The sequence below is a fragment of the Streptomyces sp. NPDC037242 genome, from assembly GCF_055604165.1.
In genome coordinates this window covers 76,257-101,729 of sequence record NZ_JBVJUY010000012.1, presented here as the reverse complement: position 1 = coordinate 101,729, position 25,473 = coordinate 76,257, and the positions used below count along the sequence as shown (strand labels likewise).

At 73.2% G+C, this 25,473-nt stretch carries 24 protein-coding genes; 14 read left to right on the top strand and 10 right to left on the bottom strand.

Annotation, left to right across the window (positions count from 1 at the left end; all coding sequences use genetic code 11):
- The first annotated feature begins 122 nt into the window (after positions 1-122).
- The 11 genes from ACZ7GJ_RS16610 (at position 123) to ACZ7GJ_RS16560 (ending at position 12,359) form a co-directional block, all read left to right on the top strand.
- Positions 123-542, top strand: coding sequence for an NADPH-dependent F420 reductase (locus tag ACZ7GJ_RS16610; RefSeq protein WP_470752283.1), 420 nt, complete (start codon positions 123-125; stop codon positions 540-542).
- On the top strand, positions 527-1,072 hold the full coding sequence (locus ACZ7GJ_RS16605; protein WP_470752281.1) for a (2Fe-2S)-binding protein: 546 nt from the start codon (positions 527-529) through the stop codon (positions 1,070-1,072). The genes ACZ7GJ_RS16610 and ACZ7GJ_RS16605 overlap by 16 nt, the downstream gene beginning before the upstream one ends.
- Positions 1,073-1,077: 5 nt before the next feature.
- Positions 1,078-3,483, top strand: a complete 2,406-nt coding sequence (locus tag ACZ7GJ_RS16600; RefSeq protein WP_470752279.1) for a xanthine dehydrogenase family protein molybdopterin-binding subunit — start codon at positions 1,078-1,080, stop codon at positions 3,481-3,483.
- Positions 3,480-4,316: an FAD binding domain-containing protein gene (locus tag ACZ7GJ_RS16595; RefSeq protein ID WP_470752278.1), complete on the top strand. Its 837-nt coding sequence runs from the start codon at positions 3,480-3,482 to the stop codon at positions 4,314-4,316. Before ACZ7GJ_RS16600 ends, ACZ7GJ_RS16595 begins: the two co-directional genes overlap by 4 nt.
- Positions 4,317-4,498: 182 nt before the next feature.
- Positions 4,499-5,665 (top strand): MFS transporter, encoded by a 1,167-nt coding sequence (locus ACZ7GJ_RS16590; protein ID WP_470752276.1) that lies wholly within the window; start codon positions 4,499-4,501, stop codon positions 5,663-5,665.
- Entirely contained in the window at positions 5,662-7,158 is a 1,497-nt protein-coding gene (locus ACZ7GJ_RS16585) for an ATP-binding protein (RefSeq protein WP_470752275.1), read from the top strand. The genes ACZ7GJ_RS16590 and ACZ7GJ_RS16585 overlap by 4 nt, the downstream gene beginning before the upstream one ends.
- 15 nt (positions 7,159-7,173) lie before the next feature.
- Positions 7,174-7,515 (top strand): nuclear transport factor 2 family protein, encoded by a 342-nt coding sequence (locus ACZ7GJ_RS16580; protein WP_470752274.1) that lies wholly within the window; start codon positions 7,174-7,176, stop codon positions 7,513-7,515.
- Positions 7,516-7,609: 94 nt separating this feature from the next.
- Positions 7,610-8,254, top strand: a complete 645-nt coding sequence (locus ACZ7GJ_RS16575; RefSeq protein ID WP_470752273.1) for a TMEM175 family protein — start codon at positions 7,610-7,612, stop codon at positions 8,252-8,254.
- 72 nt (positions 8,255-8,326) lie between these two features.
- On the top strand, positions 8,327-9,619 hold the full coding sequence (locus tag ACZ7GJ_RS16570) for an IS701 family transposase (RefSeq protein ID WP_470752271.1): 1,293 nt from the start codon (positions 8,327-8,329) through the stop codon (positions 9,617-9,619).
- A complete protein-coding gene (locus tag ACZ7GJ_RS16565) occupies positions 9,619-10,779 on the top strand; it encodes an XdhC family protein (protein ID WP_470752269.1) in 1,161 nt (386 codons plus the stop codon). Before ACZ7GJ_RS16570 ends, ACZ7GJ_RS16565 begins: the two co-directional genes overlap by 1 nt.
- Before the next feature lie 137 nt (positions 10,780-10,916).
- Positions 10,917-12,359, top strand: coding sequence for a GuaB1 family IMP dehydrogenase-related protein (locus ACZ7GJ_RS16560; protein WP_365918386.1), 1,443 nt, complete (start codon positions 10,917-10,919; stop codon positions 12,357-12,359).
- A 103-nt stretch (positions 12,360-12,462) separates the two neighbouring features.
- On the opposite strand, the gene ACZ7GJ_RS16555 is transcribed toward ACZ7GJ_RS16560, so the two are convergent.
- The 8 genes from ACZ7GJ_RS16555 to ACZ7GJ_RS16520 all read right to left on the bottom strand — a co-directional run bounded on the left by ACZ7GJ_RS16555 (position 12,463) and on the right by ACZ7GJ_RS16520 (position 21,017).
- The gene (locus ACZ7GJ_RS16555; protein ID WP_470752268.1) at positions 12,463-13,698 is read right to left on the bottom strand and encodes a histidine kinase; all 1,236 of its coding nucleotides are present in this window, start codon (positions 13,696-13,698) and stop codon (positions 12,463-12,465) included.
- Positions 13,695-15,446, bottom strand: a complete 1,752-nt coding sequence (locus ACZ7GJ_RS16550; RefSeq protein ID WP_470752265.1) for a sodium/solute symporter — start codon at positions 15,444-15,446, stop codon at positions 13,695-13,697. The genes ACZ7GJ_RS16555 and ACZ7GJ_RS16550 overlap by 4 nt, the downstream gene beginning before the upstream one ends.
- 160 nt (positions 15,447-15,606) lie before the next feature.
- Positions 15,607-15,882, bottom strand: coding sequence for a hypothetical protein (locus ACZ7GJ_RS16545; protein ID WP_385224837.1), 276 nt, complete (start codon positions 15,880-15,882; stop codon positions 15,607-15,609).
- Between the two features lie 160 nt (positions 15,883-16,042).
- Positions 16,043-16,855: a LytR/AlgR family response regulator transcription factor gene (locus tag ACZ7GJ_RS16540; protein WP_470752263.1), complete on the bottom strand. Its 813-nt coding sequence runs from the start codon at positions 16,853-16,855 to the stop codon at positions 16,043-16,045.
- Positions 16,856-16,990: 135 nt separating this feature from the next.
- Complete coding sequence (locus ACZ7GJ_RS16535) at positions 16,991-17,938, bottom strand: SCO0930 family lipoprotein (protein WP_470752483.1); 948 nt, start codon at positions 17,936-17,938, stop codon at positions 16,991-16,993.
- 126 nt (positions 17,939-18,064) lie between these two features.
- On the bottom strand, positions 18,065-19,078 hold the full coding sequence (locus ACZ7GJ_RS16530) for a GDSL-type esterase/lipase family protein (protein WP_470752262.1): 1,014 nt from the start codon (positions 19,076-19,078) through the stop codon (positions 18,065-18,067).
- A complete protein-coding gene (locus ACZ7GJ_RS16525; protein ID WP_470752261.1) occupies positions 19,075-19,896 on the bottom strand; it encodes an SDR family NAD(P)-dependent oxidoreductase in 822 nt (273 codons plus the stop codon). The genes ACZ7GJ_RS16530 and ACZ7GJ_RS16525 overlap by 4 nt, the downstream gene beginning before the upstream one ends.
- Positions 19,893-21,017 carry an LLM class flavin-dependent oxidoreductase gene (locus ACZ7GJ_RS16520; protein WP_470752259.1) on the bottom strand — a complete coding sequence of 375 codons (1,125 nt, stop codon included), beginning with the start codon at positions 21,015-21,017 and terminating at the stop codon, positions 19,893-19,895. The genes ACZ7GJ_RS16525 and ACZ7GJ_RS16520 overlap by 4 nt, the downstream gene beginning before the upstream one ends.
- 317 nt (positions 21,018-21,334) lie before the next feature.
- On the opposite strand from ACZ7GJ_RS16520, the gene ACZ7GJ_RS16515 reads away from it, so the two are divergent.
- Positions 21,335-22,792, top strand: a complete 1,458-nt coding sequence (locus ACZ7GJ_RS16515) for an amino acid permease (protein WP_470752257.1) — start codon at positions 21,335-21,337, stop codon at positions 22,790-22,792.
- Positions 22,793-22,802: 10 nt separating this feature from the next.
- Positions 22,803-23,258, top strand: coding sequence for an Lrp/AsnC family transcriptional regulator (locus ACZ7GJ_RS16510; RefSeq protein WP_007262967.1), 456 nt, complete (start codon positions 22,803-22,805; stop codon positions 23,256-23,258).
- Here the strand turns inward: ACZ7GJ_RS16510 and ACZ7GJ_RS16505 are convergent.
- Together ACZ7GJ_RS16505 and ACZ7GJ_RS16500 are read right to left on the bottom strand one after the other, a co-directional pair.
- A complete protein-coding gene (locus tag ACZ7GJ_RS16505) occupies positions 23,236-23,541 on the bottom strand; it encodes a WhiB family transcriptional regulator (protein WP_470752256.1) in 306 nt (101 codons plus the stop codon). The two genes, ACZ7GJ_RS16510 and ACZ7GJ_RS16505, sit on opposite strands and share 23 nt — an antisense overlap.
- A 210-nt stretch (positions 23,542-23,751) precedes the next feature.
- On the bottom strand, positions 23,752-24,459 hold the full coding sequence (locus tag ACZ7GJ_RS16500) for a GNAT family N-acetyltransferase (protein ID WP_470752254.1): 708 nt from the start codon (positions 24,457-24,459) through the stop codon (positions 23,752-23,754).
- 365 nt (positions 24,460-24,824) lie between these two features.
- Between ACZ7GJ_RS16500 and ACZ7GJ_RS16495 the strand changes: the two genes are divergently transcribed.
- Positions 24,825-25,307, top strand: coding sequence for a hypothetical protein (locus ACZ7GJ_RS16495; RefSeq protein WP_470752252.1), 483 nt, complete (start codon positions 24,825-24,827; stop codon positions 25,305-25,307).
- Positions 25,308-25,473: the final 166 nt, after the last annotated feature.

Genomic DNA, 25,473 nt, shown 5'->3' with positions numbered 1-25,473 from the left:
TCCCGCCCCCCCCCCCCCCTCCCCCCCCCCCCCCCGCCCCCCCCCCCCCCCCACCCCCCCCCCCCCCCCCCCCCCCCCCCCCCCCCCCCCCCCCCCCGGACCGGGCCGGACTGCTGGTGCTGATGGTGCCTTTCGACGGCGTCCAGGGGCTGCTGCCGCAGGACGCCGTACGAGACACCGTGCTGGTAGACGCCACCAACGCGTTCGCCGGCGCCGGAAATCCCCGGGACCTGGCCGGGCGCGGCTCCAGCGAGCTCGTCGCCGAGTGGTATCCCGGCGCCCGGGTGGTGAAATCCCTGAACACCATGCACTTCGAGACCCTCGCCGTCGCCGGTACGACACGGGGTGAACGCCTGGCCCATTTCACGGCGGGCGACGACGGGAAAGCGAAAGAAATCGTCGCGGGAATCATCACGGATCTGGGATTCGCCCCCGTCGACACCGGTCCGCTGCACTCCGGAGGAATTCTCCAACAGCCCGGCGGACCCCTCTTCAACCGGCCGCTCACGGAAGCGCAGGCGCTGGCATGGATCTCTCACTGAACGTGAACGGAAGACCCGAGCGGTTCGCGGCCCGGCCGAACGAACTGCTCGTGGAACGGCTCCGCGACGGCCTGGGACTGACCGGCACCAAGGTGGGCTGCGACACCGGCCAGTGCGGCTCCTGCGTCGTGCGGCTCGACGGCCGGTCCGTCAAGAGCTGCCTGGTCCTCACCGCCTCGGCCGCCGGCTCCGCGGTGACCACCATCGAGGGCGTCACCACCCCGGGCGGGGAGCTCACCGGGCTCCAGGAGGCCCTGCGCCAGGAGCACGGCACCCAGTGCGGCTTCTGCACCCCCGGGATGGTCATGGCCCTCGGCGAACTCGTCGAGACCGCGCTCGCCAACAGCGCCGCGGACCGCGAGGCCCCCACCGAGCCCGAGATCCGCGAGTGGCTCACCGGGAACCTGTGCCGCTGCACCGGCTACCACAGCGTCGTACGCGGAGTGCAGCGCGCCTGCCGCGCCGCCCGGGCCGAAGCGCCCGCCGCAGCCGCCGCGTCCCCGGCGTCCGCCCCCGGACAGGAGGTGTGAGGGAGATGACCGCAGTGACGGGGGAAGCCACCACCACGCCAAGCGGCCCGCTGGGCCGGCCGCTGGACAGCCGTGAGGATCCGCAACTGCTGCGCGGCGAGGCCACGTACGTGGCCGACATCAACCTGCCGGGCACCGCCCACATGGCCATCCTCGGCAGTCCGGTGGCCCACGCGAAGATCCTCTCCATCGAGACCAAGGCGGCCGAGCAGCTCCCGGGCGTACTGAAAGTGGCCACCGCCGCCGACTTCGCCGACGTCATGCCGCTGCCCTGCATCTGGATACCCGGCGGAGTCGAGAGCCACTTCCCGCCCCACCCCTACGGACTTCCCGGCTCCCGCCCGGTCCTCAGTGGCGACACCGTCCGCCACGTCGGCGACGCCATCGCCGTGGTCGTCGCCGAGACCCCGCGCGAGGCCGCCGCCGCGCTCGCCGCCATCGTCGTCGAGTACGAGCCGCTGCCCGTGGTCACCCGGGCCGACGCCGCGCTCGCCGACGGCGCCCCCCAGCTGCACGAGGCGGTACCGGGCAACCTGAACGCGTACTGGACGTGCGGCGACAAAGACCGCACCGACGCGGCCATCGCCGCGGCCGAGGTCACCGTCGAACTGGACCTGGTCAACCAGCGCACGGTCAACAGCCCCATCGAGCCGCGTGGCGCGGTCGGCGACCACAACGCCGCCACCGGCGAGTACACGCTGTACGCCTCCACCCAGGGCCCGCACAACCACCGCTTCCTGCTCTCCGCGCTGGTCCTCGGGATCCCCTTCAACAAGCTCCGCGTGGTCGCCCCCACCGTCGGCGGCAGCTTCGGCACCAAGGGCTACCTCTACCCCGACATGGCGCTGGTCCTGCTGCTCTCCAAGGAGCTCGGCCGGCCCGTGAAGTGGGTCGACACCCGCACCGGCCTGATGAACTCCACCGTCCAGGGCCGCGACCACCGCCAGCACGTCACCCTCGCCGGCACCCGCGACGGCCGTATCACCGGCCTGCGCTGCACCAGCTACGCCAACCTCGGCGCGTACCCCTCCACCATCGGCCCCGGTGTCGCCACCGCGCTGATGGGCCGCTCCATCAGCGGGATGTACGACATCCCCGCCGCTTTCTGCGAGGTCTACGCCGCCTTCACCAACACCGTCCCGCTCGGCGCCCAGCGCGGCAGCGGGCGGGCCGAGGCCGCCTTCCTGATGGAGCGCCTGGTCGACCGGTACGCCTGCGAGATCGGCATGGACCCGGCGGAGGTGCGCCGCAAGAACCTGGTCCCGAAGGAGAAGTTCCCGTACGACAACGGCCTCGGCTGGACCTACGACTCCGGGAACTACCTGCTGAACTTCGACCGGGCGATCGAGCTGTCGGGCTACGCCGACATGCCCGCCCGCAAGGCCGAGGCCCGCACCCGCGGCAAGCGGCTCGGCGTCGGCATCGCCACCTACGTCGCCATCTGCGGGGTCGGCCCCTCCACCCGGATGTCCCAGGAGGGCATGCTCGGCGGCACCTGGGAGAGCGCGAACATCCGCGTCCACCCGACCGGCGAGGTCACCGTCACCGTCGGCTCCGCCTCCACCGGCCAGAGCCACGGCACCGTCTTCGCGCAGGTCGCCGCCGACGAGCTCGGCATCGACCCCGACCAGGTCCAGGTGTACGAGGGAGACACGCTCAAGGCCCCGTACGGGCAGGGCACCTACGGCTCGCGCTCCTACAGCATGGCCGCGCCCGCCGTCGCCCTCACCGCCCGGAAGATCAGGAACAAGCTGGTCAGGGCCGGAGCCGTCTTCCTGGGGATCCCCGAGGACAAGGCGGTCTACGCGGGCGGCCGGGTCCACGAAGAGGGCAACGAGGCGAACGGCAAGACCTTCGCCGAGCTCGCGATGGCCATGTGGTACGGCTGGGGGCTGCCCCCGGACATCGAACCCGCCCTCGACGAGACCACCCACTTCGACCCGCCGGACTTCAACTACCCCTTCGGGACCCACGTCGCGGTCGTCGAGGTCGACGAACTGACCGGCGGGACCGAGGTGGTGGCCTACACCGCCGTCGACGACGCCGGCAACATCGGCAACCCCAAGGTGGTCCTCGGCCAGATCGAGGGCAGCATCGTGCACGGCCTCGGCCAGGCGCTGATGGAGGCCGCCGAGTACGACGAGAACGGGCTGCTGGTCACCAGCGACCTCACCACCTACGCCCTGCCGCGCGCGGCCGACGTACCGTTCTTCGCCCTCGACAAGACCGTCACGCCGTCCCCGCACAACCCGCTCGGCGCCAAGGGCGCCGGTGAGATCGCCACCGTGCCGCCCGCCGCCGCCGTCGTCAACGCGGTCGTCGACGCCCTCGGCGACCTGGGCGTGCGGCACATCGACATGCCCCTGACCCCCGAGAAGGTCTGGCGCGCGATGCAGGGAGGCAACCGGTGATCCTCGCCGAGTTCGACTACGTACGGCCCGCCGGCCTCGACGAGGCGCTGAACCTGCTGTCCGCCACCCGGGGCGCCCGGGTGCTGGCCGGGGGCCAGAGCCTGCTGCCCGACCTGCGCACCGGGGCCGACCGGGCCCGCCTGCTGGTCGACGTGACGCACCTGGAGGAGCTGAGCGGCGTCGAGCGGACCTCGGAGGGGCTGCGCATCGGGGCCCTGACGAGGCTCGCCGAACTCGCCGCGCACCCGCAGGTACTCGCCGAAGCCCCCGAGCTGGCGGCCGCGGCCCGCGCCAACGGCGACCCGCAGGTCCGCAACCTCGGCACCGTCGGCGGCAACCTCGCCGCCACCGGGCGGGCCACCGACCTGCCGGTCGCGGCCATCGCCGCCGACGGGCTGGTCGAGCTGGCCGGCCCCGGCGGCCGCTCGGCGGTGCGGGCCGAGGAGTTCGCCGCCACCGGAGCGCCCGCCGGCGCCGTGGTCACCGCCCTGCTCGTACCCGGCGCGGGTCGGGGCCGGCGGGGCGGGGCCTTCGAGAAGACCGCCGACCGGGCCACCCGCTACCCGGTGTGCGCCACCGCGGTACGGATCACCCCCGACGGGCTGCGCATCGCCGTCACCGGAGCCACCGCCCGCGCGCTGCGGCTGCGCGGGGTCGAAGACAGGCTGCGCGGGGGCCCGTACACGACGGAGGCCGTGCTCGCGGCCTTCCGCGCCGAGCCCCGGGAGCTCTTCGTCCCCGGGCGCGGCACCTCGGCCGAGTACCTGGGCCACCTCGCGGGGGTGCTGACCGCCCGCGCGCTGGCGAGGGCGCAGGACCAGGCCCTCGCCTGACCGCTCACCACGGGGAGTTGAGTGAAGCAGTGGAACCGTCCGAGACGACCACGCGGAGCACGAAGGGCCCGACCGGGCCACCGCCGACCACAGGGGTTCCCTTGCACCCTCCCGTCCCAGGCACTCCCGCGGCTCCCGCCACCCACCGGGCCGGCGGGCCGAGGGGCTCCGGATTCTGGCTGGTGGGCGCGGTCCTCGTGCTGCTGATGCTCTCCTCCTCCGTCCCCTCCGCCCTGTACGTCCTCTACCAGGAGAAGTGGGGACTCTCCTCCGGCACGATCACGGTGGTCTTCGCCCTGTACGCCGTCACCGTGCTCGCCGGCCTGCTGCTGTTCGGATCCCTGTCGGACACCCTCGGCCGGCGCCCCGTCCTGGGCGCCGGCCTGGTCCTCGCGATCGTCTCCATGGCCCTGTTCGCCGGGGCCCAGGGGCTCGGGCTGCTGCTCGCCGCCCGCGCCGTGCAGGGGCTCGCGGTCGGCCTGGCCACCGGGGCGATGGGCGCCGCCCTGCTGGAACTGGCCCCCCGCGCGCGGCCCGCGCTCGGCGCCCAGGTCAACAGTGCGGGGCCGACCGTCGGGATCGGCCTGGGCGGGCTCGGGGCCGGGCTGCTCGTCCAGTACGCGCCCGCCCCGACCGTACTGACGTACCTGGTGCTGATCGGTGCCTTCGGCGGCGTGCTGGCCGGCGTGGTGCGGATGGCGGAGAGCGCCCCCGGATCCGGCGGCCGGCCGCGCATCGCCCCGCACCGGATCCGGATCCCGGCCGCGGTGCGCGGCCGGTTCGCCGTACTCGTCCTGACCATCGTCGCCGTCTGGTCGGTCGGCGGCTTCTACCTCTCGCTCGGCCCGCACCTGGCCCTGTCGCTGCTCGAATCCACCAACTACCTCGTCGGCGGGGCCACCGTGGCCCTCCTCGCGGGCGCCGCCACCGCGGCCCAGCTGCTGCTCGGCCGCACCGAGGCGCTGCGCACGGCGGTGCTCGGACTGTGCGGGCTGCTCGCCGGGCTCGGCCTGGTCCTGCTGGCGCTGGGCCTCGGCTCGGCCGCCGTGTTCCTCGCCGGCACCGCCGTGCTCGGCAGCGGCTGGGGGGCGGCGTTCCTCGGCTCCTTCCGCGCCCTGAGCACCCTCGCCGAGCCCGCGCACCGCGGTGAACTGACCGCCGCCGTCTACGTGTTCGCGTACCTGGCGATGAGCGTGCCCGCGGTGCTCGCCGGGCTGCTCACCAACATCCACGGCCTGCAGCGCACGTCGGTCGGCTTCATGGCGGCCGTCGCCGCGGTGTGCGCGCTGGCCCTGGTGGCGACCCTGCGGCTGGCCGCCCGCAGCGACGCGGAGGGGAGCCGGACATGAATCCCGAGGTGCTGCGCTCGGCCCTGCGCGGGCTGGAGATCTTCGAAGGCCTCACCGAGGGCCAGCTGGACTGGCTGGTCTCGGTCTCCGAGCCCCGGGTGCTGGCCGACGGGGAGATCCTCTTCCGAGACGGGGAGGAGGCCACCGGCTTCCACGTCCTGCTCTCGGGCGGGCTCGTGGTGACCAAGGTCGTCGACGGCCGTGAGGAGGTGCTCACCCGGCACTCCACCGAGGAGGAGGGCGCCGCCGAGGAGCACGACGGGAAGCCCTCCGCGGCCCACCGGTTCACCGGGGAGCTGCCGTTGCTGACCGACGGCGCGTACGTGGCCACCGCGGCCGCGAGCGGTCCGGCCACCACCGTGGTGGCGTATGCGAAGCCGGTGTTCTTCGAGATGCTGACCCGCTGCCACGGGGTGGCGGCCGTACTGATCCCGGTGCTGGCCTGGCGGATCAAGTCCTCCGAGGTCCAGGCGCGCAAACGGGCCACCGTCGAGGCCCTCGGCACCCTCGCCGCGGGGCTCGCGCACGAGCTGAACAACCCCGCGGCGGCCGTCGCCCGCGCCGCGCAGGAGCTGGTGCCCGCCCTGGACGGGCTCACCCGCACCGCCCAGGCCTGGGGGGCCGCCGCGACGGGCGCGGAGCGCTCCGTACTCGACCGGCTGGCCGACGAACTCGACAAGGTGCCGCCGCCCGTGGTGAGCGATCCGCTCGCCCAGGCCGACGCCGAGGAGGAGATCGCCGACTGGGCCGAGGAGGCGGGCGCCGAGCGTCCCGGACTGCTCGGCTCCGGCGTCGCGGACCTCGGGCTGGAGCTGGGCTGGCTGCTGGAGCGGCTGGAGGGGGTCGGCGAGCCGGCCCTGCCCGCCGCGCTGGACCACCTCGCGGCGCTCCTGGAGATCCGGTCGCTGGCGGCCGAGCTCCGCGCGGCCGGGCCGCGGATCTCCCAACTGGTCTCCGCCACCCGGGATTACGCCAATCTCGACCGCGCGCCCGAGCAGCGCTTCGCGGTGACCGACGGGCTGGAGAACACGCTGGTCGTGCTGCGTTCCAAGCTCACCGGCATCAGCATCGTACGTGAGTACCACCCCGACCTGCCCGAACTGACGGGCTACCCGAGCGAGTTGAACCAGGTGTGGACCAACCTGGTCGACAACTCGGCCGAGGCCATGGAGGGCTCCGGCGTGCTCACCCTGCGCGTCCGGGTCGAGGGCGTCTGCATGGTCGTCGAGATCGCCGACAGTGGCCGGGGCATCCCGGAGGAATCCCTGCCCCGGATCTTCGAACCCTTCTACACCACCAAGGACGTGGGCAAGGGCACGGGGCTCGGCCTGCACCTCAGCTACCGCATCGTGACCCAGCGCCACCACGGGTCGATCACCGCCCGGTCGCGCCCGGGGGAGACCCGGATGCTCGTCCGGCTGCCCCTGTCGGGGACGGACCCCTCCTGCGCCGTACCGGCCACCAGTTCCGCCACCAGTCCCGCCACCAGTTGAAAGAACGGAGTCGACATGACCAAGTACGACATCGCCAAGCTGCACCCGGTGTTCGTCCGCCAGATGGAGGCGCTGGCCGCCCTGGACATCGAGGCGGTCATGAAGAACTACACCGACGACGCCGTGCTGTTGCGCTTCGAGGGCGTCTCGGTGGGGATCGAGGCCGTGCGCGAGACGTTCACCGGATACCTCACCGTGAAGCCCACCCTGGTGGAGCTCCAGGAGTACGTCGAGACCGAGGACACGATCTTCTACCGGGCGGTCATGAACCTGAACGGCGAACCGGAGCATGCGTTCGGGACACTCGTCGTCCGCGATGGCCGGATCTGGCGGCAGACCGCCGGCTTCGGCGGCTGACCCCCGAGATCTGGGTAGCGTGAGCGGGGAGGGCCGGGCAGCGCCCTCCCCGGGCACGCGTGAAGGTTGCGAGCGCAAGGGTGAAGGGGAGGCCATGGAACAGGAAACGAACCGGGTCGAGGCGTTCAGCGACGGCGTATTCGCCATCGTGATCACGATCCTGGTGCTGGAGTTAAAGGTTCCGGAAGGCCAGGGCGACGAGCTCTGGCACGGGCTGCGGGAACAATGGCCGCACTACGCGGCGTACGTCGTGAGTTTCCTGATCATCGGCGTCATGTGGGTCAATCACCACACGATCTTCAGTCACCTCAAGCGCGTGGACCGACCGCTGTTGTTCCTGAATCTCATGGTGCTGATGGTGGTATCGGTGATCCCCTACACCACCAATGTCCTCGCCGAACACCTGGTGAACGACGATTCGGCCAACGTGGCCGCCATCCTCTACAGTTCCTGGACCGTCGTCTACGCCCTCGCATTCCTCGCCTTCTGGTGGTACGTCACCCAGGTCGGCCACCTTTTCCACGAAACCGTGGACAAGGACGGGGCCCGCGCCACGCGGCTGCGATTCGGACTGGGCGCCATCGCCTACCCCTTGACCGTCGTCCTGTCCTTCTTCTCCGCTCCGCTCACTCTCGTCGCACACTTCCTGATTGCCCTCTACTACGCGGCGAACCAGATCCCCATCCCGCTCGTGGTAGGGGATGAGCGGCTCGAAACTGCCAGCGACCTCAGGAAGTAGCCGCCCGGGCCTACGGCCGTTCTGCGCGGTCAAGTAGGGTAATGGATCTAGCTGGTCGCGGGGGAGGCCGAGATGGCTCGCGTAGTTCTGCCGGAGGAATCCACCAAGGAAATCTCCGAATTGATCGACGTACTGATCTCACTTTTCTTCGAGTCCTTACCCCGGCGGGACCAGCGAAACTGGGCCCGCGTATATCTGAACGGCCTCGTGCGGACCACCGGAAAGAAAACAATCCGTAACATCGCCGGAACAGGGGCCAGTTCCGTCGAACAGAGCCTTCAGCAGTTCATCAGCAAGTCCCCCTGGGACTGGACTCCGGTACGCCGCTCACTCGCCCAGCACCTGGAACGCACCGCACAGCGACCGCTCGCCTGGGTGGTCCAGCCCATGGTCATCGAAAAGGCCGGCGACCGCTCCGTCGGCGTCGGCCGGCAGTTCGTCCCCCAGCTCGGCCGCACCGCCAACTGCCAGCAGGCCAGCGGGATCTGGCTCGCCTCCAGCGAGGCAGGCTTCCCCGTCGAATGGACCCTGACCCTCCCCGGTCCGTGGACCAGCGAACTCCTGCGCCGCCGCCGGGCCGGCATACCCGACACGGCCCGCTCCCTCACCCCCGCCCAGGACGCCGTACACGCCGTCCAGCGGATGGCCGCCACCTGGCAACTCCAGCGCCGACCCGTGGTGATGGAGGTCTCCAACACCGAACTCCCGCAGTGCGCCGAGTCCTTCGCGCTCCAGGACATCCCCTTCGTCTTCAAGGTGGACGGCTCGCTGCCCGTCTCCTTCGGGGGCGCCGCCCGCCACAAACCCGGACCGCACACCGCACCCGCCCGCGAGCTCATCGACTCCCTGCGCTCCCAGCGGCGCGTCGTCGAATGGACCCGGCACGGCCGCACCGAGGGAGCCGTGACCCTGCTGACCTCCGCCTCGGTCTTCGCCGCACCCGGCGAGGACCGGCCCGCGCCCGTCACCCCCACCCCGCTGCTGCTGGTGGGCGCGTGGACCGAAGCGGCCCTGCTGCCCTCCGAGTTCTGGATCACCAACATCGGCGACCGGCCGCTGGCGCAGCTCTTCCTGCTGGCCAAGCTCACCGACCGGGTCGCACTCGACTTCGCCGACGTCTGCGAACCCGTCGGCATCCGCGACTTCGAAGGCCGCTCCTTCCGGGGCTGGCACCACCACGCCACCCTCGCCAGCGTCGCCCACGCCGCGATGCTGCTGGGTGCCCGCGGGCGGCTGCCCGAGCCCTACCCGGGCCCGGCCAGGCCCGCCGCCACCCACGCGGCCGGCCGCACCGCCACGCCCCCGGTCCTGCCACCGCGCCCGCTCATCCCCGGCCAGAGCGCGCGCCGCGCGTTCATCCGCTGATGCTGGACATCGCCGCGGAGCTACGCGCGTGGTGTGCCGCCGGGCAGGACTTCGCGCTCGCCACCGTGGTCGCCGTCAGCGGCAGCGCCCCGCGCGGGCCCGGGGCCTCGCTCGCCGTGGACGCCGGCGGCACCGCGCTCGGCTCCCTCTCCGGGGGCTGCGTGGAATCGGCCGTGCACGAGCTCTGCCTGGAAGCCGTCGAGTCCGGCCAAGGCGGCCTGCACCGCTTCGGCTACAGCGACGACGACGCCTTCGCCGTGGGGCTGACCTGCGGCGGAGTCCTGGACGTGCTCGTCACCCCGGTGCGCGGGCGCGACCCGGTACGCCCCGTCCTCGGCTCGGTGCTCGACGCCGCCTGCGGCGGTGCGCGGGCCGCGCTCGCCCGGGTGGTGTCCGGTCCCGCGCGGCAGCTGGGCCGGGCCCTGGCCGTGCACCCCGACGGCCGCTACGAGGGCTGCCTGGGCGGGGGCGCGGAGCTGGACCGGGCCGCCGCCGGGCAGGCGCGGGCGCTGCTGCTGGCCGGGCGCACGGGCACCGCCGAGCTGGGCACGGCCGGCGGGCTGTGCGGGGAGCCGCTGACCCTGCTGGTCGAGTCGGCCGCCGAGCCGCCCCGGCTGATCGTGTACGGGGCCATCGACTTCGCCTCCGCCCTCGCGCGGATCGGCGCCTTCCTCGGGTACCGGGTCACCGTCTGTGACGCCCGGTCCGTCTTCGCGACGCGGGCCCGCTTCCCCGGCGCCGAGGAGGTCGTCGTGGACTGGCCCCACCGGCACCTCGCCGCGGAATCGGCCGCCGGCCGCCTGGATGGACGTACCGCCGTGTGCGTACTCACCCACGACGCCAGATTCGACGTACCGCTGCTCTCCCTGGCCCTGGGACTGCCCCTGGGGTACGTGGGAGCCATGGGATCGCGGCGCACCCACGCCGAGCGCACCGAGCGGCTCCGCGAGGAAGGCGTGCGGCCGGCCGCCCTGGCCCGGCTGCACTCGCCGATCGGCCTGGACCTGGGCGGGGGCACCCCCGAGGAGACCGCCCTGGCCATCGCGGCCGAGTTCACGGCGGTCAGGCACGGCGGAACGAGCCTGCCGCTGGGGCGGCGCACCGGCCCGGTGCACCGGCCCAGCGCGGTCCGGACCCCCGGAAGGACCAAGGTCCCGTAGGAAACGACCACCCGGCCCGGTATGTCCTGGACGATCAGCCCGGGCGGTGTAAACCCCAGGACATGGGAGAATGAAGTACGTGCGTTTTCCTCGGCTGCCCTGTCGAGGCACCTCCGATCGACTGGGATGTTCAGCACGTGCGTTTCCTCAATGACCTGAAGCCGCCGTACGACCTGACGTACGACGATGTGTTCATGGTGCCGAGCCGCTCCGCGGTCGGCTCCCGCCAGGGCGTCGACCTGTCCTCGCCCGACGGCACCGGCACCACCATTCCCCTGGTCGTGGCGAACATGACCGCCATCGCCGGCCGCCGGATGGCCGAGACCGTCGCCCGCCGCGGCGGCATCGTCGTCATCCCGCAGGACATCCCGATCGAGGTCGTCACCGACGTCATCTCCTGGGTGAAGACCCGCCACCACGTGCTCGACACCCCGATCACGCTGGCCCCCACCCAGACGGTCGCCGACGCGCTGTCGCTGCTGCCCAAGCGCGCCCACGGCGCCGGCGTCGTCGTCGACGACGAGGGCCGCCCCGTCGGCGTCGTCACCGACCACGACCTGACCGGCGTGGACCGCTTCACCCAGCTCTCCGAGGTCATGTCGAAGGAGCTGCTGCTCATCGACGCCGACATCGACCCCCGCGAGGCCTTCAACAAGCTCGACGCCGGCCACCGCAAGCTGGCCCCGGCGGTCGACAAGGACGGCAAGCTCGTCGGCATCCTCACCCGCAAGGGTGCGCTGCGCGCGACGCTCTACACCCCGGCCACCGACGCCAACGGCAAGCTGCGCATCGCGGCGGCCGTCGGCATCAACGGCGACTTCGTGGCCAAGGCCAAGCAGCTGCTCGACGCGGGCGTGGACACCATCGTCATCGACACCGCGCACGGCCACCAGGAATCGATGATCAACGCGATCAAGGCCGTCCGCGCCCTTGACCCGCAGGTCCCGATCGTGGCCGGCAACATCGTCGCCGCCGAGGGCGTCAAGGACCTCATCGACGCCGGCGCCGACATCATCAAGGTCGGTGTGGGCCCCGGCGCCATGTGCACCACCCGCATGATGACCGGCGTCGGCCGCCCGCAGTTCTCCGCTGTGCTGGAGTGCGCGGCCGAGGCGAAGAAGTACGGCAAGCACGTCTGGGCCGACGGCGGCGTCCGCCACCCGCGCGACGTGGCGATGGCGCTGGCCGCCGGTGCGTCCAACGTCATGATCGGCTCCTGGTTCGCCGGTACGTACGAGTCCCCGGGCGACCTGCAGCAGGCCGCCGACGGCCGCCTGTACAAGGAGTCCTTCGGCATGGCGTCCGCGCGTGCCGTGCGCAACCGCACCTCGGAGGAGTCGGCCTACGACCGCGCCCGCAAGGCGCTGTTCGAGGAGGGCATCTCCACCTCGCGCATGTTCCTGGACCCGGCCCGTCCGGGCGTCGAGGACCTGATCGACTCGATCATCGCGGGCGTCCGCTCCTCCTGCACCTACGCCGGTGCGGGCTCCCTCGCGGAGTTCGAGGAGAAGGCCGTGGTCGGCATCCAGTCCGCCGCCGGCTACGCCGAGGGCAAGCCGCTGCACGCCAGCTGGAGCTAGTCCTCCCCGCTTTTCCGGTGGCCCCGGCCGTCCTCTCGTGGACGGCCGGGGCCACCGGCGTTCCGGGCGGGGGCGCCGGATGCCGGATCCGCCGATGCGCGGGTCAGCGCCGGGGGAGCCGCTCTCCGGGCATCGAACTGTGCACTCCCGCCCGGTACTTGGGAATCCGTACGGTGATCTTCATGCCCGCGCCGACTCCGGTTTCGATGACGAGCCCGGAGTCGTCCCCGTACACCTGGCGCATCCGCTCGTCCACATTGGGCAGGCCGATCCCGGAGGCGGACCCCGTGCGTTCCCCCGCCAGGATCCGGCGCAGCAGGGCGGGATCCATCCCGACGCCGTTGTCCTCGATGGTGATCAGCGCCTCCGCGCCCGCGTCCCGGGCCGCGATCGTGATCCTGCACTCCTCGGTGGAGTCCTCCAGCCCGTGTTTGACGGCGTTCTCCACGAGCGGCTGGAGGCACAGGAACGGCAGCGCCACCGGCAGCACCTCCGGCGCCACCTGCAAGGTCACCTTCAGCCGGTCCCCGAACCGGGCCCCGGCCAGCGCCAGGTACTGCTCGATGGAACGCAACTCCTCCGCCAGCGTGGTGAAGTCCCCGTGCCGCCGGAACGAGTAGCGGGTGAAGTCCGCGAACTCCAGCAGCAGGTCCCGCGCCCGCTCCGGGTCCGTGCGCACGAACGAGGCGATGGCCGCGAGGGAGTTGAAGATGAAGTGCGGGGAGATCTGCGCCCGCAGCGCCTTGATCTCGGCCTCCATCAGCCGGGTCCGGGAGCGGTCCAGCTCGGAGAGCTCCAACTGGACGGAGACCCAGCGCGCCAGCTCGGTGGCGGCCCGCGCCAGCACCGCGGACTCCCGGGAGCCGTAGGCCACCAGCGCGCCCAGCACCCCGTCCTCGCCGGTCAGCGGGGCGACCACCGCCCACTTCAGCGGGCAGTCCGGCCGCTCGCACTCGATCCGTACGCTCTGACTGCGCCCGGACTCCAGCATCACCGCGACGCGGGCCATCGCCCGCCGCCCGTGGTGGTCGGCGCCCGGCCCGTCCCAGGCCAGCACCCCTTCCCGGTCGGTGAGGCACAGTGCTTCGGTGCCGAGCAGCGTGCGCAGCCGCCTGACGGCCTTGCGGGCGGCGTCCTCGGTGAGGCCGGCGCGCAGCGGGGGCGCGGCGAGGGAGGCGGTGTGCAGGGTGTGGAAGGTGGCCCGCTCCACCGGGGTGCCGAGGTCGAGGCCGACGGCCCGTTCGCCGCGCCGGGCGTGCCACCGGCCGCCCGCCCAGCCGAGGCCCAGCAGCAGGGCCGCGGCCGCCGCGGCGAGCACCGAGAGCACCGCTCCGGTCATGGAGCACCGCCCGCGCCCGCGCCTGTTCCTGCTCCCGCTCCGGCTGTCACGTCCTCCGGCAGGTGCAGCCGGGCCAGCGTCGCCGCCGTCCCGGCCGGGACCCGCGCCCGGGTGGCCAGTGACACCAGCACCATCGTCAGGAAGCCCAGCGGTACCGACCACACGGCCGGCCACGCCAGCAGCGTGTTGCCCCACCCGGCCGGCACCAGCCCGGCCCGCGTCGCCAGCACCGCGCTCAGCGCCGCCCCGCCACCGGTCACCAGCCCCGCCACCGCCCCCGGCGGCGTCAGCCCGCGCCACCAGATCCCCAGCACCAGCAGCGGGCAGAACGACGACGCCGACACCGCGAAGGCCAGCCCCACCGCATCCGCCACCGGGACATCGGTCGCGGCGACACTGCCCGCCAGCGGAACCAGGATCGCCACCAGCACCGCGACCCGGAAACTCCGCACCCCGCGCGCCCGCAGCACGTCCTGGTGCAGCACCCCGGCCACTGCCACGGTCAGCCCCGAGGCCGTCGACAGGAACGCCGCGAAGGCGCCCCCCGCCAGCAGCGCCCCCAGCAGCTCCCCGGGCACCCCGCCCACCAGCCGCGCGGGCAGCACCAGCACGGCCGCGTCGGCGTCCCCGGTCAGGGCCAGCTCGGGGGCGTAGATCCGGCCGAGCACCCCGTACACCGGCGGCAGCAGGTAGAAGACGCCGACCAGCCCGAGCACCACCAGCGTGGTGCGTCGCGCGGCCCGCCCGTTGGGGCTCGTGTAGAAGCGCACCGCCACGTGCGGCAGCCCCATGGTGCCGAGGAAGGTGGCCAGGATCAGCCCGTACGTCGCGTACAGCCGCAGCTCGGGCCGGTCCCCGGACAGCGACTCCGACCAGCTGGACCCGCCCGGCCCGCCCCGCGCCGGGGTGCCGGGCACCGGCGTGCCGGGGGCGAACTCCAGCCGCGCGTCGGCCCGTACGGAATGCTGCCCGGCGCCGAGGGTCAGCGGGGCGGCCTCGTACGCACGCCCGTCCACGCGGCCGGTCACCGTCACCGTCAGCGGGGCGTCCAGCGCGAGCCGTACGTCCTCGGCGAACGTGACGGCGGTGTGCTCGCGGAAGACGGCCGGGGCGTCGAAGGAGGCGCGCGGCGTCCCGTCCCCGGCCCAGGCCGCCAGCAGGAAGAACGCCGGGACCAGCAGGGCGGTGAGCTTCAGCCAGTACTGGAAGGCCTGCACGAAGGTGATGCTCCGCATCCCGCCCGCCGCGACCGCGGTCGTCACCACCACGGCGACGACCACCCCGCCCACCCAGTGCGGGGCCCCGGTCAGGATCTCCAGGGTCAGCCCCGCGCCCTGCAACTGCGGCAGCAGGTAGAGCCAGCCGACCCCGAGCACGAACAGCACCGCGATGCGCCGCACGGCCTGCGACTCCAGCCTGGCCTCGGCGAAATCGGGCAGCGTGTACGCCCCCGAGCGCCGCAGCGGGGCCGCCACCAGCACCAGCAGGACCAGGTAGCCCGCGGTGTAGCCCACCGGGTACCAGAGCATCTCGGGCCCCTGGAGCAGCACCAGGCCCGCGACTCCGAGGAAGGAGGCGGCCGAGAGGTACTCCCCGCTGATCGCCGCCGCGTTGAGGCGGGGCCCGACCGTCCGCGAGGCGACGTAGAAATCGGAGGTGGTCCGCGATATCCGCAGCCCCAGAGCCCCGACCAGCACCGTGACCAGCACGACCACGGTGACCGCGGTCAGCGCGTACGTCTGGTTCACCGGTCGGTCCTTCGGCTGGGGGCGGGGTGACCGGAGTCTACGCACGGCCTCTGACCGGGCAACAGGCCTGATCCGGCGCGATCCCGGGACCGCCACCGGCCACCCGGGAAGCCGCGCGGGGGCGGCGCCGCAGGCCCTGCGAAAGGCTCCCGCCCCGAGGTCAGCGCGCCGGGTCCCGGTGCTCCTCGCAGTCGCGCAGGGCGATCTCCAGCTCCACGTACGACTGCTCCGCGCGCCGGAAGGCCAGCGTCAGCGCCGCCTGCGCCCGGGGCGGCAGCTGCTGCGTGACCCCGTCGTTGGCCTCGCCCAGTACGTCGGCCCAGCGCGCGGCCGCGCTGCGCAGCCGGGCCAGCAGCGCCTCGGCCTCGGCGGGCCCGGCCGGCCGGGTGCGGGGCAGTCCGGTCAGGGCGTCGAGCAGAGCCTGGATCTCGGACATCTGGGCCGTGCCTCCTCCCGCGCCGGAAGATCCACGATACGCGGGGGCATCCATGCCGGAGGATCGTTACACCACCGCTGCGGCCGACGGCCCCGGCGGATCGCCGTACGCCCCTCCCGACGCGACGAACGGCTCGCCGGCACGCCGGACGGTCACACCCCTAACCCATCGCCCTTCGCATCAGCAGGTCCCGCAACTCCCGTGCGTGCCTGCGGCTCACCTGGAGTTCGGCCGAGCCGACCCGCACACTGGTGGTGCCCCCGTCCAGGCGCAGCTCGTCGATCCGGCCGAGCGCGACCAGGTGGCGGCGGTGGATGCGGACGAACCCGCGCGCCGCCCAGCGCTCTTCGAGCGTGGACAGCGGTATCCGGACCAGGTGGCTGCCCTCGTCGGTGTGCAGCCGGGCGTAGTCGCCCTGCGCCTCGACGTACGCGATGTCGGCGACGGCCACGAACCGGGTTACCCCGCCCAGCTCGACGGCGATCTCGTCCGGCACCTCGGGCGCCGCCGGCCGGTCGGGAACGGCCGGCGCGGTACGCGGGCCCGCGCCGCCCGGCAGCGCCGGGGGATCCCCGGCCGCCCGGCCGAGCTGTGCGCAGACCCGCCGGACCGCCTCGGCCAGCCGCTCCGGGCGGACGGGCTTGAGGACGTAGTCCACGGCCTTGAGGTCGAAGGCCTGCACCGCGAAGCCCTCGTGGGCGGTGACGAACACGATCAGCGGCGGCCGCGCGAACCCGGCCAGCAGCCGGGCGATGTCCAAACCGGTGAGCCCGGCCATGTGGATGTCGAGGAAGACGACGTCGATGCCCTCGGCCCCGTCCGGGCCGGCCTCCAGCGCCCGGGTGATCCGGCGCAGTGCCTCGGTGGCGTCCGAGGCGCCCTCGGCGCTCAGCACCCGGGGGTCGGAGCGCAGCAGGTAGAGGAGCTCCTCCAGGAGCGGCTTCTCGTCGTCGACGGCCAGTACGCGCAGCATGCGACGGAGTCTAGGAGCCGCTTCGGCCTGGGGAAACGGTGCGCGGCCCCCGCCCCGGGGGAGGTGGGGCGAGGACCGCGCGGCCGGATGGTCTGGTGGTGGCCCGTACCCGGGTGTTCGAGTGCTCGGGCCGGACTACTGGACGGTGATGAGCCCACCGTCGGGGGCCACGGCGTACCACGTGCCGCCGACGCCCTGGCCGTTGGTGTCGCCCGCCTTCTTGTCACCGGTGAACGTGTAGACCGGCCAGCAGTTCACGGTCTGCTGCTTCTTGCCGTCCGGGCGGTCCAGGACCAGGTAGTTCTTCTCGATGATCCCCTTGGCGTTGGCCCGGTCCACCGGCGGCACCACCGGCCACTTGGCCACGCAGTCGCCCTCGCACTTGGACACCATGGGCCAGGCGGTGTCCGGCTTGAACCGGTACACGGTCATGCCGTTGCCGTCGACGATGTGGTCACCGAGCTTGGGGTCCTTGGCCACGGTGAGCGCGCCCGAAGCCTGCCCGCCGCCCGCCGGGGCGGGGGCGGCCGCCTTCGCGGCCTTCTTGCCGTCCGGCGCGGCCGCGAACCACGTGCCGCCGACGCCCTGGCCGTTGGTGTCGCCCGCCTTGGTGTCCTTGCTGAACCGGTACATCGGCCAGCCCGCCACGGTCAGCTGCTTGCTGCCGTCGCTGCGGACCACCTCGCCCAGCAGGCTCGGGTCCGTCCCGGCGGCCGCGGTCACGTCGCCCGCGGCGACCACCGGCCAGGTCTTCGCGCAGTCCCCGTCGCAGTTCGACTTCGGGGGCTTGGCGGTGTCCTTGTCGAAGCGGTAGAGCGTGCGCCCGGCGCTGTCGGTGAGCAGGGCGCCGATCTGGTCGTTCTGCGAGACGGCCAACTGCCCTGCGGGCTCGGCCCCCGAGGCGGAATCACCCGCGCCGGAGCCGCTGGAGCCGTAGCCGTCGTCCGCCGCGGGGGCCTGGGAGGCGGCGCCGGCCGGCTTGACCGAGTCGGCCGACCCGGCGTCGTCCCCGCCGCAGGCCGTCGCCGTGAGGGCGACGACGACTGCCACGGCTGCCAGGGTGGTTCCGCGCTTGATACCCATCTTGATCTCTCCCACGTGTCTGTCCTGCGGTGCCCGCCGCCCCGGCTGCGGAGCGGCGGCAACTGTGTGCAGGACACGCCTCGTGGGGCCCGGTCTGTTCAAGGCGGGCGCTGTGGGGTGTTTCACTCACCCCGCGGTGAACCCGGCCCGCCGCAGGGCCGTGACCACAGCGAGGCCGAGCGCAAGGTGTCCGGAGTCGTTGGGGTGGAGCCCGTCCGCCAGTTGCCCGGGACCCAGCACGTCTCGGCCCGGGAGCAGGGCGAGCCGGCCGTCCCCGGCGGCGATCCGGTCCCTGACGGCGCGCTCCATCGCATCGCGCAGGGCCCCCAGCGTGGCGCCGAGCCGGTTCGGGGTGCGCTCCGCGTCGGGCCGCAGCACGGGGGAGACCAGCAGCACCGGTGTCCGGGGGTGGCCCTGCCGGACCAGTTCGAGGAACACGCGCGTGGTCTCGTACAGGAGGGGGACCGAGAACGGCACCCGCGACCAGCAGTTGGTGCCGAAGGCGAGCGTGAGGACATCGGCGGGCAGCTCCGCGAGCTGCTCGGCGGTGGCGAGTTCGCCCCGCGCGGCGCCCGCGTAGCCGAGGTTGACGGTGTCCCAGCCGAGGGCGCGGCCGGCGACCGCGGGCCAGCCGTGCGCGGGGCGGGTGGACCACCAGCCCTCGGTGATGGAGTCGCCGTGCACCACCCAGCGCGGGGCGCGCGGCGCCGGGGCGAGGGGACCGCCGATCCCGCGCAGTCCGAGGATCAGCGGGGACTGGGTCTCCGGCGGGTGGATGGTGAACGGCCCCCGGCCCCCGGGCAGTTCGATGCGTACGACGGCCTCCGCGGCCGGCTCGGTGAACACCTCGGAGACCACGCCGTGGCGGTCCCAGAGCGAGAACCCGTGCGCCAGGTCGCGCAGCGCGTCGGTGGGACCGGGCACGGTCGCCCGGTAGCGGATCTCCACCGCCCGCGCGCCCTGCGCGGTGAACTCCAGCCGCACGCCTATCGGCAGGGTGGCCCGCTCGCCCGTGTCCCACGGCAGCCGCATGGTGTCCGCCGGGTCGGCGCGCACGGGGCGGCCGTCGTCCAGCCAGGCGACGCCGCGCAGGAAGGAGCCGGGGTCGAGCCACGGCCCGTCGGGGCTCTGCGGTCTCACTCTTCGCCTCCGATCGTCGGGTACGGGAACTTCACGCCGACCCCGCCGTCCACCACCAGCGTCTGCCCCGTCACGTACGAGGACTGCGGCGAGGCGAGGAAGTACAGGGCGGCCGCGATGTCCGCGGTCTCGGCGACGCGGCCCAGCGGGGCGTTCCGCGCATTGCGCCGCCGGCCCTCCCCGCCCAGCAGTGCGGCGACCCGCGGGGTCCAGACCACCCCCGGGGCCACCGCGTTCACCCGTACCCCGCGCGGGCCCAGTTCGACCGCCGCGGAGCGCACCAGGGACATCAGCCCGGCCTTGGCGGCCCCGTACGCGGCGTGCAGCGGGGCGGCCGTGAGCCCCGAGACGGAGGCGACGAAGACCAGCGGGCCCCCGCCGCCCGCCGCGACGGCCTCGCCGCCGTACTGGACGGCGAGCCAGGCGTGCCGGAGCACCAGGTCGAAGTGCCAGTCCCAGCCGGCGTCGTCGAGCTCGGGCAGTGCGGCGTACCGGGCCATGCCGACGATGTCCACCACCCCGCCGACCGGGCGCCCGCCGAGGAGTCGCGGGGCCTCGGAGAAGAGGTCCCGTACGGCCTCGCGGCGCGTGGCGTCGACGGCGTACGGGACTCCGGCGACCTCGGCGGCGACGGCGCGGGCCCGGTCCGCGTCGACGTCCGCGCACAGCACGCGGGCGCCGCCGGCGGCCAGGGCGTGGGCGGTCTGGCGGCCGATGCCGTTGCCGGCGCCGAGGAGGACGAAGCCGCGGCCGTCGAGCCGGTGCAGGGAGGGGTAGTCGGGGACGGGGGAGGTGTCGAGGGGTTCGGTGGGGGTCACGGGGCGGCCGTCCGCGGCCGGTAGCGGGCCAGCTCCGGGATGACTTCCTTGCCCAGGATCTCCAGGGTCCGCAGGATCTCCCGGTGCTCCAGGTACCCCCACTGGACGTAGCAGATGAGCTGGTCCACGCCGAGGTCCGCGTACCGCTTGGCCTTGGCCACGATCGTCTCGGCGTCCCCGATGAGGATCATGTCCCCGTCGCTGAACTCCCGTACGGGTACGTTCCCTTCGAGGATCGGCGTGAGCAGCGGGAAGGTCCGCTCGCGCTCCTCGGGGGTCAGGTGCGGCAGCTCCCAGTCGAGGGTGAACCGCGCCAGGTTGGAGTACCACCAGGCCACGGAGTCCCACACGCGGGCGCCCGGCTCGGTGCGCGGCGCCGTCGCGTGGACGAGGGTGTAGGCGCTGACCCGGTTCGTCGTGACGTCGGTGAGCGGCCTCGGGTCGCGGGCGGCGGCCCGGTACGCGGCCACCTGGCGGGCCATCGCGTCCAGCGGCTGCATGATCGAGAAGGAGAGCAGCCCGAGGCCGTTCTGCCCGGCGACCTCGGCCGAGCCGGCGGAGGTCGCCGCCATCCAGGCGGGCGGGTGCGGGTCCTGCACGGGCTTGGGGGTGACCATGCGGCGCGGGAAGCGGAAGCGCTCGGAGGCGTACTCGAAGTACTCCTCGCGCCACATCCCCGTGACGATTTCGATGGCCTCGCGCCAGTCGTCGCGGGACCTCTCCCGGTCCACGCCGAAGGCGGCCTGCTCCATGGGCGTGGAGCGTCCGGTGCCCCACTCCACCCGGCCCCCGGACAGTACGTCGACGGTGGCCACCTTCTCGGCGATCCGCTGCGGCGGGGTGAAGCCGAAGGGGGTCAGTGTCACACCGAAGCCGAGCCGGATGCGTTCCGTGAGCCCGGCGAGGTGTCCGAGGAGCACCTCGGGGGCCGGGCAGTGCGAGCGCCCCTCGCGGAAGTGGTGCTCGACCGCCCAGACGGTACGGAAGCCCATCCGGTCGGCGAGCCGGATCTGCTCGACGGCCTCCCGGTAGGCGCGCTGCTCGGCGGCCCGCTGTCCGTGCGGATGGGCTCCGTGCCAGGGCCTCGGCACGTCTATCTCGTAGAGCACGTCCAGATCCATGGCGGCACGCTGCGGCAGATCTGACGAAGTGTCAAGAATGGCGGATCGGATGGGCCGCGCACTGATCGATCATCCGTACGCAACAAAGGACCATCCCGGACAGATCCGCGCAACGATCGTGCGCCAATGTGCAAGGATGGTGCATTACGGGCGGTATCACTCAGCTCGTAGGCTCACTCGCTGTACGTGGAGTGGCGCGGACCGCCTGCTCGGCGGTCCCCCCATGCCCAGACAGGCTCTGCCCTGCCTGCGGACTGCTCCGGACCGCTGCGGTCGACGCCGAACAATCCCACCCGCAGTGAAGAAGGAGTCCCCTCGTGCTCGATCACGGCCAGGCGCCACCGCTCACGTCCCAGCCCCGCAAGCCCGCGCACCCGCTGCTGCGCCGCAAGCCCGTGGAGCAGCTGGTCGCCGAGGGCGGCCAGGGCGAGGGCGGCTCCCTGCGCCGCTCGCTCACGATGTGGCAGCTGACGATGATCAGCATCGGCGCCACGCTCGGCACCGGCATCTTCGTCGTCCTCGGCGAGGCCGCCCCCAAGGCCGGCCCGGCCGTCACGATCTCCTTCATCATCGCGGGCCTGACCGCGCTCTTCTCCGCCTTCTCCTACGCGGAGCTCGCGGGATCCGTCCCGGTCTCGGGGTCCTCGTACTCGTACACCTACGCCACCATGGGCGAGCTCATCGCCTGGATCTGCGGCTGGTGCCTGGTCCTGGAGTACGCGGTGTCGGTCTCGGCCGTGGCCGTCGGCTGGGGCCAGTACCTCAACGAGCTGCTCGACGGGACCATAGGCATCACGCTCCCCGAGAAGCTCTCCGCCGCCCCGCTGGGCGACGGCGGCTGGATCAACCTGCCCTCGCTGGTCGTCGTCCTGCTCGCCATGGTCTTCCTGATGCGCGGCGCCAAGGAGAGCGCCCGCATCAACACGATCATGGTCGTCGTGAAGATCGTCACGCTGGTGCTCTTCATCGGCATCGGCGTCATGGGCATCAAGGCCGGCAACTACGCCCCGCTCGCCCCCCTCGGCATCACCGGCATCAGCGCCGCCGCCTCCACCCTCTTCTTCTCCTACATCGGCTTCGACGCCGCCTCCACCGCCGGTGAGGAAGCCCAGAACCCGAAGAAGGACCTGCCCCGCGCGATCATGCTCTCCCTGGGCATCGTGACCGTCCTGTACGTCCTCGTCGCCTTCGTCGCCGTCGGTGCCATGCCGTGGCAGGACTTCGAGGGCACCGAGGCCGCGCTCGCCCAGATCATGACCGACGTCACCGGCACCAGCGTCTGGGGCGTCGTCCTCGCCGCCGGCGCCGTCGTCGCCATCGCCTCCGTCGTCTTCGCCGTCCTCTACGGCCAGACCCGCATCCTCTTCGCGATGTCCCGCGACGGCCTCGTCCCCAAGGCCTTCGCCAAGGTCGACGCGAGGACCGGCGCCCCCCGCGTCAACGTGGTGATCGTCTCCCTCTTCTGCGGCGCCCTCGCGGCCTTCATCCCGCTCGGCGAGCTCGCCAACGCGACCAGCATCGGCACGCTGTTCGCCTTCGCCCTCGTCAACATCGCCGTCATGATCCTGCGCCGCACCAAGCCCGACATGCCGCGCACCTTCAAGGTGGCGCTCTACCCGGTCACGCCGATCCTCGGATTCCTCGCCTGCGCGTACATGATGTACAGCCTGCCGGTCGCCACGTGGATCGCGTTCGGTGTCTGGATGGCCGTCGGCCTCGTGGTCTACTTCCTGTACGGCATCCGCCGCTCAGCATTGGCCACAGCAGAGAAGTGATCCACCCGCAGTGCGACTGAACGATCTCGACGAACGCATCGTGCACGCCCTCGCCGAGGACGCCCGCCGTTCCTACGCGGACATCGGCTCCGAGGTCGGGCTCTCCGCCCCCGCAGTCAAGCGGCGCGTGGACCGGCTGCGGGCGGAGGGGGCCATCACCGGCTTCACCGTCCGGGTCGACCCCGCCGCGATGGGCTGGGAGACCGAGGGCTTCATCGAGATCTACTGTCGCCACAACACCTCGCCGGACGACATCCGGCGGGGGTTGGAACGGTACCCCGAGGTGGTGTCCGCGTCGACCGTCACCGGCGACGCGGACGCCCTCGTCCAGGTCTTCGCCTCCGACATGAGGCACTTCGAGCGGGTCCTGGAGCGCATCGCGGGCGAGCCCTTCGTGGAGCGCACCAAGTCCGTCCTGGTCCTCTCCCCGCTCCTGCGCCGCTTCACCTCGGGGGCCCCTGCCTGACCGGCGCGGCCCGGGAGGTGAGGAGCGCGCGGCGTTCCTCCTCCGTCAGGCCGCCCCAGACGCCGAAGGGCTCCCGGGTGCGCAGGGCGTGGGCCAGGCAGGCCGTACGGACCGGGCAGGGCGCGCACACCCGCTTCGCCGCCGCGTCGCGGTCCTCGCGCTCCTCGCCCCGCTCGCCGGCGGGGTGGAAGAAGCCGGCCGGGCCCAGATCCCGGCAGGCCGCGCGGGACTGCCACTGCCAGTGGTGCCGTGCGGAGCCGGGCAGGCGGGAGACGTCGGTCATGGCAGTTCCTTTCCGTGGGTGATACTCCGCGTGTGGCCGCGCAGCGCGCCCCGAAACGTGCCGTGTGCGAAGTCGGCCCCCGGGCCGCGCCGCCCAGCTCCCGCCCAACTCCTGCCCGGTGGCGTCGACCGCCGCCGCGCTCATCCCACCGCTCAACAGGGCCGGTACGCCGCCCACTTGCCCGGCGCAGCCGAGCCGTGTCGACCGGTGCTAAGGCTGCTTCTCGGGGGTGCGGAGCCCGATGAACAGCGGCTCCCGGCGCCGGGTGAAGCCCATCGCCTCATAGAGCCGTATCGCCGGGGCGTTGTCCGCGGCGGCGTGTAGGAAGGGGTTGTCCCCGCGCTCGCGGACGGCGGCGGCGACCGCGCGGACCAGCCGGTCGGCCAGCCCCCGGCCGCGGTGTCCGGGATGCGTGCACACCGCGCTGATCTCCGACCAGCCCGGCGGGCGCATCCGCTCGCCCGCCATCGCGACGAGCCGGCCCTCGTGGCGTATCCCGAGGTACGTGCCCAGCTCGACGGTGCGGTCGAAGAACGGTCCGGGCCTGGTCAACTCGACAAGCTCCAGCATCTCCGGCACATCGGCGGGGCCCAGGCGGACCGCGCCGGGGTCGGCCTCGGCCCGTACCGCCCGCCCGTCGAGCTGTACGCCCGGAATCGAGGCGACCGTCTCCCACCCGGCCGGCGGGGTCAGCAGCCCGGTGACCCAGACCCCCTGCCCGGGGCCGCTCAGCTCGGCCAGATCGGCCCAGGCCTGCGGGTCCCGCGGGTCGGCGAGCGCCGCGAACGGCGAGACGTCGGCGGTGTAGCGGGCGGCGAGGCCCCGAGGCCCGATCTCGGCGAAGCCGCGGTGCGGGCCGGTCAGCGCCGCCCAGACGGGGTTGTCGAGGACCGCGTCGGTCCGGGTCTCACGGGACATGGGTCGGGGTTTCCTTCCGTCGGCGACCGCGTGGTACGCCGAAGTCGGCGGTGACCGCCTTCTTGACGGTCCCCGGCGCCGCCACGAGACTGCGGGAGACGGCCACGAAGGACCTGTGCCCGCCCGGAAAGCCTAACCATCCGGGGCCGGGGCACCGAGCGCGGGACGGGGACGGCACCGGTGGAGCAGGCCTGGACGGCGGACGCGGGGTCAGGGGCCCTCCGCCGCTGGTGGCTGACCCGGCGCCTGCACATCGACCTCCTGCGCGTGTGCAGCGCATTCGCCGCGCGCGGCTGATCTCCTCCACCGCTCCGCATCCGCGGACCCCCGAGATCCCCGCCCGCGCCGCCGCCCACAGGAGAGCCATGTCCCAGACCGCCGTGCCCCCGTCCTCCCTGCCGCAATCCGCCGCACCCGCGGGCGCCCGGCCGGCGTCCGCCCTGCCCGCGCCCGCCTTGACCCCGTCCGCCCCGCCGCAGCCCGCCCCGGCGGCGCCCGCGCCCGCGTTGCGCGGGCGGATCGGTGCCGGGTTCTCCCCGGTGCCGCACCGCTACCGCCTGTACCTGTCCGCCGGGTGTCCGCTCTCCCTCCGCGTCGCCCGCGCCCTCGCCCTCCTCGGCCTGGAGCGCTCCGTCGCCACCACCCTCCTCGGCGCGGACCCCGCCACCGAAGGCCACGCCACGCTGCGCCGCGCCTACGAGGCCGCCGGCCACCGCTACGCGGGCACGCTGACCGTCCCCGCCCTGTGCGACACCTGGAGCGGCCGCGTCGTCTCCAACCACACCCCCGACATCCTCGACGACCTGTGCCGACTCGGCGCGGACCCGGCCTTCCGCGAGGCCTCGTAGACTCCCCGCGAGCCCCCGCAGCAGGGGTGAAGGGGTCCCGCGCAACGAATCGCCGTTCAAGGCCGAGAACACGCAACGATTCGATGCGCGGAGCGCAACGGTGACGGCTTGTCGCGGTCGAACGCGCGAACGTACCGTTTGATGACCCCCACCCCTCCTGCCACAG